Source organism: Thermotoga sp. 2812B, from assembly GCF_000789335.1.
GTDB classification, from domain to species: Bacteria; Thermotogota; Thermotogae; order Thermotogales; family Thermotogaceae; genus Thermotoga; species Thermotoga maritima.
Map to the genome: position 1 here is coordinate 929516 of NZ_CP003408.1, position 13798 is coordinate 943313.

The following is a 13798-nucleotide window of genomic DNA, read 5'->3' on the forward strand; positions in this document are numbered from 1 at the left end:
CCCCGGCAATCGCCGGGGGTTTTCAGAACTTTCAGGGAGGGAAATGCTGTGGACTACAGGATGTGCTGGCTGGAGTACAGAGGTTTACCAGCTGATGTCGCCGGAAAACTCAAAGACTGGTTTTCAAGTGTTTCCATTCTGGAACCCGGTTCTTCAGTTTTGAAAGACGAGATCAGAAGATTTTCTGAAAGATCGATTGGCATCACTCCCAGATTTTATTCCAGACCCTTGAAGAAAGAAAAATACATCATGGTGGGACGTTTGGAATCCCTTCCCATCAAGCTTGATGTGAATCTTGGTGAGGAAGGTTTCATGCTGAGAACGATTGAGTGGAATGGTTCGAAAATTCTGCTTGTAACTGGCGAAACAAAGAAGGCGCTTGTTTACGGGATTTTTGATTTGATGAAGAGAATAAGACTTGGTGAAGATATCGAGAAGATGAACGTCCTGGCGAAGCCGAAAGCGAAATTTCGTATGCTTAACCACTGGGACAACCTCGATGGAACGATCGAGAGAGGATACGCAGGGAACTCCATTTTTTTCAAAGACAACAGAATTATCATAAATCAGAGAACGAAAGACTACGCCAGACTTTTAGCCTCAATAGGTATAAACGGTGTTGTTATAAACAACGTGAACGTCAAAAAGCGAGAAGTTTACTTGATAGACTCTATCTACCTTAAAAAATTGAAAAAGTTGGCTGATATCTTCAGAGAGTATGGAATTAAGATCTATCTAAGTATAAACTTCGCTTCTCCTGTTTATCTGGGAGGGCTGGATACGGCCGATCCCCTCGACGAAAGAGTGGCGCGCTGGTGGAGAGAAAAAGCGAGGGAAATATACGATTATATTCCAGATTTTGGAGGATTTCTTGTCAAAGCCGATTCTGAGTTCAATCCTGGACCGCACATGTTTGGAAGAACGCATGCAGAAGGGGCAAACATGCTTGCAAGGGCTCTGGCACCGTTCGGTGGAGTAGTAATATGGAGAGCTTTTGTTTACAACTGCCTCCAGGACTGGAGAGATTACAAGACGGACAGAGCAAAGGCGGCTTATGACAATTTCAAGCCTCTTGATGGGCAGTTCGACGACAACGTGATCATTCAAATAAAGTATGGTCCTATGGATTTTCAGGTGAGAGAACCCGTCAATCCGCTTTTCGGAGGAATGGAGAAGACAAATCAAATTCTTGAGCTTCAAATCACGCAGGAATACACAGGTCAGCAGATTCATCTGTGTTTTTTAGGAACCCTCTGGAAGGAGATACTGGAATTCGACACGTTTGCGAAGGGTGAGGGTTCTTACGTGAAGAGAATCGTGGATGGAACTCTCTTTGACCGTGAAAACAACGGTTTTGCCGGAGTATCAAACGTTGGTGACAGTGTGAACTGGACGGGTCACGATCTCGCTCAGGCGAATTTATACGCGTTCGGAAGACTTGCGTGGAATCCCGATGAAGAAATCGAAAGGATAGTTGAAGAATGGATAAAACTCACTTTCGGTGATGACGAGAAGGTTCTGGAAAATGTTTCATACATGTTGATGAAATCCCACAGAACGTATGAGAAATACACCACTCCGTTCGGGCTGGGATGGATGGTGAACCCTGGTCACCACTACGGTCCAAATCCGGAGGGATACGAATATTCGAAATGGGGCACTTACCACAGAGCCAACTGGGAAGCGATCGGTGTCGATAGAACTTCCAGAGGCACTGGTTACACCCTTCAATACCATTCACCGTGGAAAGAGATATACGATGATATCAACACGTGTCCCGAGGATCTTCTTCTTTTCTTCCACAGGGTACGATACGATCATCGTTTGAAATCCGGAAAGACACTCCTCCAGACGATGTACGATCTCCACTTTGAAGGGGTGGAGGAAGTAGAAGAATTCATAAAGAAATGGGAGGAGCTGAAAGACAGGGTATCACCAGATATTTTTGAGAGAGTGAAAGAGCGTCTTCATATGCAACTCGAGCACGCGAAGGAGTGGCGTGATGTAATCAACACATACTTTTACAGGAGAACGGGTATCCCTGATGAGAAGGGAAGAAAGATATATCCGTGATCAGATTGCTCCTCCCTCTTCTTGATATATGACCTCCCATTCGAAATTGTCTATGTAGAAGTCGAGTGTGGCGGGTTCCGAGGCACGCACACCGAGTAGGTATTTTTCGACATTGTCAAGATCAGGGACGGTCGTGGTGCCTTCCGCAGTTCTCCATTCGTTTTCCTCCAAAGGAACCGTGGCTATCGGTGTGAGTGAGGTGCTGTCGCTGGTTTCTTCATAGATGTTCATAGTGACAGTCGCCTGGTCTTCTCTGGTTTGAAGTATGTCGATATAAAACTTGACGGTGCCTCCTTTGAAGACTTCCCCTTTCAAAAGCTCCTTGAGGTCGAACCACACGCTGATGAAACCAGTGACATCTGTTGAAGCTGGAGAAACGTAGAGAACCGTTCCGTGTTGATCGGATTCGGGTAAACTGTTGTCCACTACAGTGGTAATTGTTGATTCTGGAGATTGACCCTCGACAATACTACTTACTAATGTCTCCTCTGAAATCTCTCCAGTACCTGGTGGTGTTTGGAAAGTCGTGGTCAACATGCATCCCGCGAGAATGAAACTGAACAGAATAGCAGAAATCAAAAGAACTTTCATTACGATCCCCCCTTCTTTAAAATCACCTTGTTTTCCAGTACCCTAAAGAGAATATATGAAAGCCCCTCGAGGATTATATCTTTTCTTTTGTAAAGATCTTCGTGATCGGCGTCGAAAACGAGCACATTTCCACCGTAAGAGGCACTTTTGTACGGTACCATTCCGTCTGTTTCTTCAAAATCGTCTTTCATTGTGGAAACACTACTTGCGAGAAGTTTCAGGCCGATCAATCCCAGGGTGTCCCACGCAGATGTTGTCATGATGTTCAGCAGAATTCTTGGAATACTTTCTACGCTATTGAGGAAAATAGTTCCGACCAGGTTCACAAACGGAACATTTGAAAAATCCAGTGGTTTTCTTTGCCAGAGAAGATATCTGTATCCTGGAGCGTACGTTGCACTGAAACCCGCGTAGGATATCAGAAGAGCCGCTCTGAGATTTTCTGCGGTCTTTTTGTCTATGAGAAACTCCTCTTCGTATCGATCTGGATCGGTGAACAGAACGTTGGCAAGCGGACTTCCTAGGTGGGGCGTTCCCGAAAAGATTATCCCTTTCAAGTTTCCAGGGTGCTCAGCAGCGATATGCTCTGCTATTATTCCTCCCATGCTGTGTGCGAATATGATGATGTTTTCCATGTCTTTTGTGAGATCGATGAATCTTTCGGCTGACTTTTCCGGATCTGCAAGAAGAGTTGGGTAAATGAACAGATAGACGTTTACTCTCAGTCTTTCTCCTATTTCCTCGAACACCTTCTCAATCTCTTTCTTGTACTCGGTCATCTCGCCTGTGTATTCCCTCGGATCCATTCCGTGTATCACTACGAGATTGAGAGAAGAACCTTCTTTGTGTATTTCAACGAGTTTTTCCTCTGGTTTTTGCCATTTTATTACTTTTCCAATAACGGTGGCGTTGGTTTCAAGGAGAGGAGGATTGTACGGATCAACGGTTCCGTCGTACACCATCCTGAATATACACCAGTCTCCAGCGTAGTACTCCACCACATCGTAGAGTGTGGGTGTGGATTCCAGAATGATGTTGAAGCCAAACATTGATACACCAAGAAGAACGATCGCAACCAGAAAGAACCTCATTCTGATCTCATCCTTTTCTTGAATATCATGAAAAGTGCCACCAATCCCGTTAGAAAGAGGGTGTAATGTCCCGCTGACAAGGTGATTCTTTCTTCTTCAAGAATGGGTCTCAAAAACCCTGTCAGGTACTCAAGAAAACTCATTCCAGCGAAGAACAAAACGATGATACTTCCAACGAACAGGTGCGCATGGTACTTTTCTTTAGAGATCTCGAATTGTCCAGCAAGAAAAACAAGCGAGACGACTCCCAGGAAGATGCCGAACAGAAGATCGATCTTCATGTAAAGGATACCAGAAATCAGGGTTAATATGAACATCAAAACGTTCATATGAGCATCACCACCAGTTTTCCAACATAGAATACGATCAGGGATAGCACATACGCAATTGAAAGGGAATATCCAATTGAGAAAAGGGTCCACTTCAAACTTCCCGTTTCAGAATATATGGTTGCGATAGTTGCGAAACACGGTATGTACGCCATGACGAAGATGAGAAACGCTATGGCTGACACAGGGTCCATTTCCGCAGACAGAGCTTCCTTTGCACCCAAGAATGTTTCTTCCTCGAATCCATAGAGCATCGACATAGTCGAGACGACCACTTCCTTCGCTACAGCCCCGTAGAAGAGCGATGTCACTATCTTCCAGGAGTATCCGAAGGGCTTGAAGATCCACTCCAAGGATTTTCCTATCATCGCGGAGAAGCTGTTCTCAATGTCTCCGCCTGATGGGAAATAACTCAAAACCCAGATAAGAATGGCAGAAACGAATATGATCGTTCCGGCTTTTTTCAGAAAGTGCTTTCCCCTGTTCCAGGTGTAGATGTACAGATTCTTGAATGTGGGCATTCTGTACCTCGGCAGTTCCAGAATGAGTGGTGAAGTCCTTCCCCTGTAGAACAGCCAGTTTATGACAACCGATGAAAGGAGGGTTATCAGAATACTGAGAGAGTAGATCATAAAGAGCATAGCAGCAGAGGACTCAGGGAAGAAAATTCTCAGAATGAGAAGGTACACTGGAAGTCTTGCGCTACAACTGATAAAGGGAGTGATGAGAACGGTCACGAGCCTTTCTCTCGGGTCATCTATGGCACGGGTGGCCATGATAGAAGGTACATTACATCCGAATCCGAGTATGAGAGACATGAACGCCCTGCCGCTCAGCTTGAATTTTTCCATGATTCTGTCCATCACAAACGCGGCTCTGGGGAGATAACCGCTTTCTTCCAGAAAACCGAGTGCGAGGAACATGGCGAAGATGTTTGGTGTGAACACCAGAACACTTCCCACTCCACCAATGATTCCATCGGATATCAGCGATGTGAAAGCGTTCTCTCCGAAAGTGTTAACAACAGCGGATCCCAACTGGGAGAAAAGCAGATCCAGCAAATCCGAAAAGACCTGCGCGATGTCGAATGTGAACTTGAAAACGAGATACATGAGGGCAAAGAACAGTGGAAACGAAAGAAACTTGTGGGTCAGGACATGATCTATGGCTTCGGATAGAGAGAGAGATTTTGACCCTGCATCCGCAAAGGCTTCTTTAACAACGTTTTCAACGTATTCTCTCTTTCTTTTCGCTATGAGAAGGCGATAACCGATCCTTTCTTCTTCGCTCAGCTCTGGAAGACCAAGTTTCACGCCCTCTGAGTAAAATTCCGGGTCCCCCGAGAGGTATTTCAAAGCGAAATACCTCGGGTTGATTCTCAACTTTTTATCTCTGAGAAAATTTTCTACCTTCTTTATCTCAGATTCTACTTTTTCTCCGTAATCCAGTATCATTCTGTGAAGAATCGTGTTTTTCTGTGCGTACTCCACGATTTTTTCCCTGAGTTCCTCCAGACCTTCTCCTGTGACGGACGAGGTGAAAACCACGGGGATTCCCAGATGTTTCTGAAGTTCATAACGATCGATTTTTATTCCTATCTTTTTCGCTTCGTCTATGGCTGTCATGGCGAGGATAACTTTTTTCTCCATTTCGAGTATTTCAAGAAGGAGATACAGACTCTGCTCCGGATTGACCGAGTCTGCAACGACTATTACAAGATCGGCGTCACCTTTCAATAGATAGTCACGGGCTATCTTTTCGTCTATTGAGGAATATCCGAGCGAGTAAGTTCCAGGAAGGTCTATCAGATTGATGGTGTACCCTTTGTATGTGAAGACACCTTCCTTTTTCTCAACCGTCACGCCGGGCCAGTTGGCGACGTACTGTTTCGTGCCGGTCAGGGCATTGAAAAGACTGGTCTTTCCAACGTTTGGGCATCCCACAAGAGCGACTTTCACGATTTTTTGAGAAATCTCACTTCTGCGGGTGAGACTCTTCACCGGCATCGCTGACCCTCCTCACCCATATCTTGGCTGCTTCGCCGTATCCTAAATCTATTTCCCTTCCTTCTATGTAGTATCTCCTTCCTGAAACCTGTATTCTCTTACCTGATTCGATTCCAAGGTTCTTCATTCTGAAAAGAAATCTTCTACCACCATTTATTCTGGTTATCTCGTAAGTTCCATCGTCTGCAAGGATCAAAGGCAATTCTCCTCCCACGACTTCCACTTCTATGAGATCCGCTTCTCTTCTTCTCAATGTGATGTTCCTATTCCCAATCTTGCAGACGAAAGGATCTCCCAGGGGAGCGACTTGAACGATTTCTATTTCTTCACCTGGAACGAATCCCATTCCCACAAGTTTTTCATGCAGTTCTCCGGAAACTTCGAGTCTTTTTATTCTTGCGCGAACTCCTGGTACGAGTCTTGAAAGTTTCACAGCCCTGCCTCCTTTTTTGAGAATGATTCTCAAAAACTCCAGATTAATTCTATCATCATTACGTGGATGCTTTCAATATATACATTTCTAATATATTGTCTATACGAGTCTTCTGACAAGCTTTATGGCATCCTGAGGGCAAACCTCGTGGCAGACGTAGCATCTTATGCACTTCTGGTAGTCAATTTTCTGGGAGGAGATATCTATGGCCGAGGCGGGGCATCGTTCCTCGCAGAGTCGACACTTCACGCACTTTCTGGTGTCGATCTTTGGATACTTCACAAAGAGCCTTGAAAAGGTTCTGGATAGTCTATCGAGGGTGGAGACGGTGGAAGGAAGTTGTATAGAAGCGTGGAACGTTCCCACAGTTTCATAATCAGGAACTACCATTCTTTTTCGAGCATGCTGAACCGTGTAAACAACATGATCTATTCCTAAAGCTTTGCAGACAGCGTCGTCGAGAGCAAAAGCATTTTTTGAAACAGCCACAAGGCCAAAGTGTTTCTTTTTACCGTTTGTGGGTCCGTTTCCTTCCATACCCTCCACACCGTCGAGAATCGTGAGAACTGGAGACACGATTCGATGAATGTCTATCAACAGATTCGCGAAATCGTCGTAATTCTTTGCTCTCATATGCCAGGAAGATTTTTCGAGACCCACCACACATCCGAAGGTGTTTTTCACTCCGAGGGTCATAACCATTTGGGAGTGGGTCTTCAACTTTGGAAAATTAACCACCTTGTCCGCTTCAAGAACCTTCCTGGAAATTTTTATCTTCTGAAACACCTCTCCATTGACTTCCACAGGATCGTCCAAAGGAACACACGGAACGCCCAATCTTTCACAAACATCTTCAACACCTGTGACTTTCGCTACCCTTTTGAAACTGCTGAAAGCCGGACTGTCCGCCACAAAAGGTTTTGTGCCGAGATCGAGCAGAAATTCGAGAACAGTTCTTAAAATGGCAGGATGAGTGGTAACAGCCTCCTCTGGTTTTCGAGCGGATATGAGGTTGGGTTTGACAAGAACCTTATCGGATGGTGAAAACAAGTGAGAAAAGTTCTGTTCAAGGAGTTCTCTGAGTCTTGTGCTGGCTTCCTCGTAGTTGGAGGCTTTCAGGAACCAGACCTTTTCCAGATGATATCCCTCCCGTCTTTTATGGTCTCGATACCGGATGGGATATTGAGCTTTCCTTCTTTGAGTATTTCGATTATGAGATCTTTTGGGAGAGCCGTTTCGATCCATATTTCGGAAATGTCTACGGTCTTTAACTCACGGACCGCTATTTTCTGAAGTGCTTTTTCTATTCCTTTCACGTATTTTTCCTTGTCCATCCACATCACCTCAAAACAAAAAGGGGGCATATGCCCCCTTTGTTTCTATGGATTTCATCAGAAGTTGATCTCAAAGTTTCCTCCAACGGGGATTGCGATCACGTTGTTTTTCTCGTAGATTCTCATTTCAACACCTGCACCGAGTCCAACTACGAGTCCTTCAAAGTCTCTTGTGTAGCTGGCACCAACACCAAAGACCCAACCGAATTTACCAAAATCGAACTTGGCCATAGGCCAGCTGGGTCCACCGAATCCCCTTATGACAACTCTGGATTCTCTGTCGAGTTCAATGGAGTATTTGAAAACAGCAAACAGATCGAGTGCGTTCTGACTCGGAGTAGCATCAACAGAGAAAAGAGGAGTAGCATCAGTACCAAGAAGATAAGCAAAACCAAGCCCAAGACCCAGCTCCACATTTTCTGCTACCGGATATGTGAGATCGAGACCAAAATCCAAGTAATTAGCGGCCGTAGCATCGGAAGTTGTAGATGTCGCAGAAACAACAAAATTATAATTCCCAAAAACGCTGACTTTCAGATCCTCCAGCGAGAAAGCGAAAGCTCCCACTGCCACTACCGCGAGAAGAATCACAAGAAGCTTTTTCATGAAAACTCCCTCCCTGTAATGAAATTTTCCGTGTTCAATTATAACACACAGAAGTGGTAAAATATCAAGGCAGAGGTGGTGATTTTGAGTCCGGAGAAGTTTCTGCTAAGGTACGCTAAAAAATACTGGTATCTTTTTCTTGCAGGAACTGTGCTATCTCTGATTCTCACAGTGATGGAAATCCTCCCACCCCGTTTGATGAAAACGGCGATAGATAGGTTTCTTGTGGAAAGTACTTTATCTTCGTTTGAGCGTTTGAACGGTATTGTAATAACGGCTTTTATAATTTTAGGAATTCGCGTCCTTTCCTTTCTGGTGGGGTTTGCGAGTTCTTATGTAACAGGATACGCAGGCTCAAGGATAGTCCTTCTGATGAGAAAAGATGTGTTTTCCCATGTTATTTCACTTCCGTATTCTTTTTTCACAGGAATACCTTCCGGAGTAGTTACCACCAGGATCGTTAACGACACACAGAATATCCAGGAGTTCTTCTCTTCTGTTGTGACCAGTGTGATTATGGATGTTCTCCTTTTGGGAACGGTCGTTGTTTCTCTCGTTCAGCTCAGTCGAGAGCTTTTTGGCCACGTCTATTACCTTTTGCCTTTGATCGTCATTTCGATCCTCCTGTTCAGATACTTCGACAGGAGGGCTTATCGCAAGGTCAGAACCAACCTCGCCCGCCTCAACGCCTTCCTGGCAGAGCACATAGCAGGTATCAACGTGATAAAAATCTTGAATCTGGAAAAACACAAAGAAAAGGAGTTTTCCACAGTGGCCACAGAGTATTACAGATCTCTGATGGAACAACTCTACGTTTTCGCAGTCTTTCGTCCTCTCATGGATTTTCTTTACTTTCTGGGAGTGAGTCTTGTTTTGTGGTACGGTGCCAGGTATATCGCGAATAAAACCCTTGGATTCGGTTCTCTGTACGCTTTTGTATCTTACCTCGATATGTTCTTCAGGCCTCTCAGAGACCTTTCTGAGAAGTACGATATAATCCAGAACTCCATGGCATCCTCCGAGAAAATTTTGAACCTCTTAAAAGAAGAACCAGAGGTCATAGGAAATCCAAATGGACCGAATAAGATTTCAAAAGGTCGTGTTCGTTTTGAGAACGTGTGGTTTTCGTACGACGGAAAGAACTGGGTGCTGAAGGACATAAACCTGGATTTTCAACCAGGGAAACTGTACGCGATAGTGGGAGAAACAGGTGGTGGGAAATCCACTCTCATGAGCCTGATAAACGGTCTTTATATACCGCAGAAAGGAAATATATTCATCGATGAGATTCCGCTTCTGGAGTACAATTTAAAACTCGTGAGAAAACAGATAGCAGCTGTCCCGCAAGATGTGCTGCTGTTTAGCGGTACGATCCTCGATAATATCAGGCTTTTCGATGAGAGCATACCAGAAGAACGGGTTCTCGAAGCACTGAAAAGAGTTCATGCTCTGGATATAATAGAGAGGTTACCCGGAGGTGTTTATTACGAAATAGTCGAAAGAGGGACCACTCTCTCAGCAGGCGAAAGACAACTCATAGCGCTCGCAAGAGCCGTTTTGTTTGACGCGAAGATCTTCATTCTTGATGAAGCGACGAGCAACGTGGATGTTATAACAGAGACAAAGATTCAGGAAGCTTTAGAAGAGCTTTCGAAAGACAGGACAGTGATAATGATCGCACACAGACTCTCTACTGTGAAAGACGTCGATGAGATAGTGGTAGTCCACAATGGTAGGATTGTAGAGAAAGGCAATCACTATGAACTGTTAGAGAAGAGAGGATTTTACTACAACCTTTACAAGATACAGTTCGAAAATGCGTAGGGAGGGAAAACAATGGACAGATCAGAAAGATTGATTCAACTCATCTCCGAAAAAGAAGCAGACGCTTTTCTGATAATGAACATAGAAAACTCTGCCAGGGCATCTTCAGTTTACTTTTCCGGATTCACCGGATCTTTTTCCATCATTCTCATCTCCGAAAGCACAAGGCTTCTCATAACCGATTCCAGATACACCGTTCAGGCCAAGCAGGAAACGGATTTCGAGGTAAGAGAAGTAAAAGGTGGAGATTTCATTGATGTTCTCAAAAAAACGGTGAATGATCTGAAAATAAAAACGATTGCTTTGGAAGAAGAGAGGATTTCTCTTTCACTTTTCCGGAGGATTTCGAGTGCCTTTGGAGATAGAAAGTTCATAGGAATAGATGATGAAGTCAAGCAGATGAGGATGGTGAAAGACGAAGAAGAGATCGAGAAGATAAAACGGGCAATAGAGATCTCTGAAAGGGCTTTTCTCGAAACGGTACAGCAGATCAGAGCGGGAATGACAGAAAAAGAGATCGCCGCCTTTCTCGAATACACGATGAGAAAAGAAGGAGCGGAGGGTGTGGCTTTTGACACCATAGTGGCCTCAGGCTGTAGATCCGCACTTCCACACGGTAAAGCCTCAGACAAAGTAGTCGAGAGAGGGGACGTGATTGTGATAGACTTCGGGGCCACATATGAGAATTACTGTGCTGATATCACCCGTGTTGTTTCCATAGGAGAACCATCCGACGAAGTAAAGGAAGTTCACAGTATAGTTCTCGAAGCACAGGAAAGGGCTCTCAAAATTGCAAAGGCAGGTGTGACGGGAAAACTACTCGATTCGGTTGCCAGGAATTTTATACGGGAGAAAGGTTACGGTGAGTTCTTCGGACACAGTTTGGGACACGGGATAGGCCTCGAAGTACACGAAGGACCAGCTATCAGCTTCAGAAACGATTCCCCACTTCCAGAAAACGTTGTTTTCACCGTGGAACCCGGAATTTATCTTGAGGGAAAGTTCGGCATAAGGATAGAAGAAGACGTGGTCTTGAGAGAGCAGGGCTGTGAAATACTCACTACTCTGCCGAGATCTATCTTCGTCGTCTGAGATCTTCCAGTAGTTCTCTCACTGTCTTTCCCATCACAGGATGGATTAAATCTGGAGCTATCTCGCACAGTGGTTCCAGGACAAACGTTCTGTTGTGAGCGTCAGGGTGAGGTATTATGAGGTCTTCTTCGCTGAGAACAAGATCTTCATAGAATACGATGTCGAGATCGATGATTCTGGGTCCCCACCGTATCGTTCTCACTCTTCCCATGTTTTTCTCTATTTGAAGGAGTGTATTCAGCAGTTCGCGAGGAGAAAGGAGTGTTTGTGCAATACAGACCGCGTTCAGGAACCCCGGTTGATCTTCGTAGCCGTATGGTTCTGTTTCGATTATGGAGGATACTTTTTCCACCTTTATATTTCTCTTGTTCATTTCCTCAAGGGCTTTTTCTATGTTTCTCTGCCTGTCACCGAGGTTGCTTCCAAGCGCTATTACAACCTTTGCCAGAGTATCGCCTCCATCATTCTTATCACCCTCTTGTTAGGGAGGACATCGTGTACCCGAATTATATCTACTCCTTTCATCGTGCAGTACGCGGTGACCGCAAGAGTACCTTCGAGTCGTTCTTCAGGAGGCACGTTTCCCAAGGTGATTCCTATGAAAGATTTCCTTGAAGCACCTATGAGGATAGGTAGTTTGAACTCTTTGAACTCGTCGATCCTTCGAAGAATTTCGAGGTTGTCTTCGTATCTTTTTCCAAACCCGATACCCGGGTCCAGAACGATCTGGTTCACACCTTTTTCTTTTAAATGTTCTATTTTTTCTGAGAAGTACTCTTTTATCTCTTCCACCACATCCTCGTAATAAGGATTTTCCTGCATCGTCTTCGGTGTTCCCTTTATGTGCATGAGAACGTAAGGGGAGTTGTTTTCAGAAACTACTTTGACAATATCCGGTTCGAATTGATAGCCGCTGATATCGTTTACGATGTCCGCTCCGACTTCGAGAGCTTTCAAAGCCACTCTCCACCTGTACGTATCTACGGAAATCGGAACGTCGGTTATCGATCTGATCGCTCTTATCACGGGAATCACTCTGTTCAATTCTTCTTCCTCGTCGACGGGATCTGATCCGGGACGGGTGGACATTCCTCCCACGTCTATTATGTCAACACCCTCTTCTATCATCTTCTTTGCGGTTTCCACCGCTTCGAGTACGCTCTGTTTTCTGGAACCGGCGAAGAAGGAGTCCGGTGTGACGTTTATTATTCCCATAACCATCGTTCTTCCAAATTCTATCTTTCTGTTCCATGGAGTTGTGTAAACCACGTTTCATCCCTCCAGAACGAAATCTCCTTTTTCTACACAAGCGAACGCGTTGTGGTTGTGTATGCTTTCCATACTTTCCACGTAGACTCTGTACCAGGTGATCCTTGGCTCTTTCTCCAGTTCCAGTGCCACGTCTCTTGCCACATCCTCCACGAACCTGGGATTCTCATAAGCCTTTTCCGTGACGAACTTTTCGTCCGGCCTCTTCAGCAGGGTGTAAAGGGGAGAGCTTGCGTTTCTCTCCGCTATTTCTACCAGATCTTCGAACCAGATGAACTTTCTGGTTTTCACCGTTATTTCAACGAAAGCCCTCTGGTTGTGAGCACCGTAATCGCTGATCTCTTTTGAACACGGGCAGAGTGTGTGAACGGGTGTTCTGACTCCAATTTTGAAAGAAAAATTCTTCTCCTTTTCTGCTTCAACGAAGCAGTCCACTTTCAACGGCGATTTTTTTCTGGAAACAGGAGACTCCTTCCATATGAAGTAAGGAAAGTGGATCTCCAGGTGTGATCTCTTTGCTTCCATGATTTCTATGAGATCATCCAGGATCTCTTCGAAGATTTGAGGAGTTATCACTTCCAGTTTGTTTAAAACTTCTATGAATCTGCTCATGTGTATTCCTCTTTTTTCACGGTGAAGATCCACTGAACAGCTTATCTGAGCAACGGTGGACTGGTATCCATCTTCCTTGAGAATCACCTTGAGAGGCCAATGCAGATCCTTTATTCCTACCTTTTTCAGAGGGACCATCCTTGGGTCTTTTTCGCTCTGAACGTCCTTCAAACCCTCTCACCCCTGTACACAACACCGCTCGTTTCTGTCTCCCACAGTTCTATCTCGTGGAGTCTGACACCTCGTTTTTCCATCTCTTTTGAGAGTTGATCCCATATCCATATTGCTATTCTTTCCGTGGTGGGCTGGTCGAACATGTCGTTGAGATACGAGTGATCGAGTTTAGAAACAACCAGCTCTTCGACAATTTTTTTCAACTCAGCAAAATCCATAACCATCTCTTCTTCGTTCAAAGGACCTTCTATCTTAACGACGAGTCTGTAGGTGTGACCGTGGAGCCTCTCACATTTTCCATGGTATTTGGTCAAGTTGTGCGCGGCTTCGAAAGAAAATTTCTTCACCAGAATCATAACTCTCA

15 protein-coding genes are annotated in these 13798 nt (G+C 44.8%); 3 read left to right on the forward strand and 12 right to left on the reverse strand.

The features are described 5' to 3' along the window. Positions 1–48 precede the first annotated feature (48 nt). Entirely contained in the window at positions 49–2073 is a 2025-nt protein-coding gene (gene aguA / locus T2812B_RS04640; protein WP_008194158.1) for a xylan alpha-(1->2)-glucuronosidase, read from the forward strand. Here aguA and T2812B_RS04645 read toward each other — a convergent pair whose 3' ends face one another. The 8 genes from T2812B_RS04645 to T2812B_RS04680 form a co-directional block, all read right to left on the reverse strand. After that, on the reverse strand, positions 2074–2664 hold the full coding sequence (locus T2812B_RS04645) for a hypothetical protein (RefSeq protein WP_008194159.1): 591 nt from the start codon (positions 2662–2664) through the stop codon (positions 2074–2076). Then, on the reverse strand, positions 2664–3755 hold the full coding sequence (locus tag T2812B_RS04650; RefSeq protein WP_008194162.1) for an alpha/beta fold hydrolase: 1092 nt from the start codon (positions 3753–3755) through the stop codon (positions 2664–2666). Before T2812B_RS04650 ends, T2812B_RS04645 begins: the two co-directional genes overlap by 1 nt. Further along, complete coding sequence (locus T2812B_RS04655; RefSeq protein ID WP_008194164.1) at positions 3752–4084, reverse strand: hypothetical protein; 333 nt, start codon at positions 4082–4084, stop codon at positions 3752–3754. Before T2812B_RS04655 ends, T2812B_RS04650 begins: the two co-directional genes overlap by 4 nt. Further along, entirely contained in the window at positions 4081–6090 is a 2010-nt protein-coding gene (feoB, locus tag T2812B_RS04660) for a ferrous iron transport protein B (RefSeq protein ID WP_008194166.1), read from the reverse strand. The genes T2812B_RS04655 and feoB overlap by 4 nt, the downstream gene beginning before the upstream one ends. Beyond that, positions 6059–6523, reverse strand: coding sequence for a FeoA domain-containing protein (locus tag T2812B_RS04665; RefSeq protein ID WP_008194168.1), 465 nt, complete (start codon positions 6521–6523; stop codon positions 6059–6061). The genes feoB and T2812B_RS04665 overlap by 32 nt, the downstream gene beginning before the upstream one ends. Positions 6524–6622: 99 nt before the next feature. Next, the gene (locus tag T2812B_RS04670) at positions 6623–7573 is read right to left on the reverse strand and encodes a DUF362 domain-containing protein (RefSeq protein ID WP_008194170.1); all 951 of its coding nucleotides are present in this window, start codon (positions 7571–7573) and stop codon (positions 6623–6625) included. Positions 7574–7638: 65 nt separating this feature from the next. Beyond that, complete coding sequence (locus T2812B_RS04675) at positions 7639–7857, reverse strand: hypothetical protein (protein WP_008194171.1); 219 nt, start codon at positions 7855–7857, stop codon at positions 7639–7641. 57 nt (positions 7858–7914) lie between these two features. Continuing rightward, positions 7915–8463 (reverse strand): outer membrane beta-barrel protein, encoded by a 549-nt coding sequence (locus tag T2812B_RS04680; protein ID WP_008194173.1) that lies wholly within the window; start codon positions 8461–8463, stop codon positions 7915–7917. An 84-nt stretch (positions 8464–8547) separates the two neighbouring features. Here T2812B_RS04680 and T2812B_RS04685 point away from each other — a divergent pair, with 84 nt between their 5' ends. Both T2812B_RS04685 and T2812B_RS04690 read left to right on the forward strand, forming a co-directional pair. Next, positions 8548–10287, forward strand: coding sequence for an ABC transporter ATP-binding protein (locus tag T2812B_RS04685; protein ID WP_008194174.1), 1740 nt, complete (start codon positions 8548–8550; stop codon positions 10285–10287). Between the two features lie 12 nt (positions 10288–10299). Further along, on the forward strand, positions 10300–11379 hold the full coding sequence (locus tag T2812B_RS04690) for a Xaa-Pro peptidase family protein (RefSeq protein WP_008194176.1): 1080 nt from the start codon (positions 10300–10302) through the stop codon (positions 11377–11379). Here the strand turns inward: T2812B_RS04690 and folK are convergent. The 4 genes from folK to queD are packed head-to-tail and all read right to left on the reverse strand — an operon-like array spanning position 11363 to position 13790. Further along, positions 11363–11827, reverse strand: coding sequence for a 2-amino-4-hydroxy-6-hydroxymethyldihydropteridine diphosphokinase (folK, locus tag T2812B_RS04695; protein WP_038050921.1), 465 nt, complete (start codon positions 11825–11827; stop codon positions 11363–11365). The two genes, T2812B_RS04690 and folK, sit on opposite strands and share 17 nt — an antisense overlap. Further along, on the reverse strand, positions 11812–12648 hold the full coding sequence (folP, locus tag T2812B_RS04700) for a dihydropteroate synthase (protein WP_008194181.1): 837 nt from the start codon (positions 12646–12648) through the stop codon (positions 11812–11814). The genes folK and folP overlap by 16 nt, the downstream gene beginning before the upstream one ends. Before the next feature lie 3 nt (positions 12649–12651). Continuing rightward, positions 12652–13431, reverse strand: a complete 780-nt coding sequence (gene folE2 / locus T2812B_RS04705; RefSeq protein ID WP_008194183.1) for a GTP cyclohydrolase FolE2 — start codon at positions 13429–13431, stop codon at positions 12652–12654. Beyond that, positions 13428–13790, reverse strand: coding sequence for a 6-carboxytetrahydropterin synthase QueD (gene queD / locus T2812B_RS04710; protein ID WP_008194185.1), 363 nt, complete (start codon positions 13788–13790; stop codon positions 13428–13430). The genes folE2 and queD overlap by 4 nt, the downstream gene beginning before the upstream one ends. Between the last annotated feature and the right edge of the window lie 8 nt (positions 13791–13798).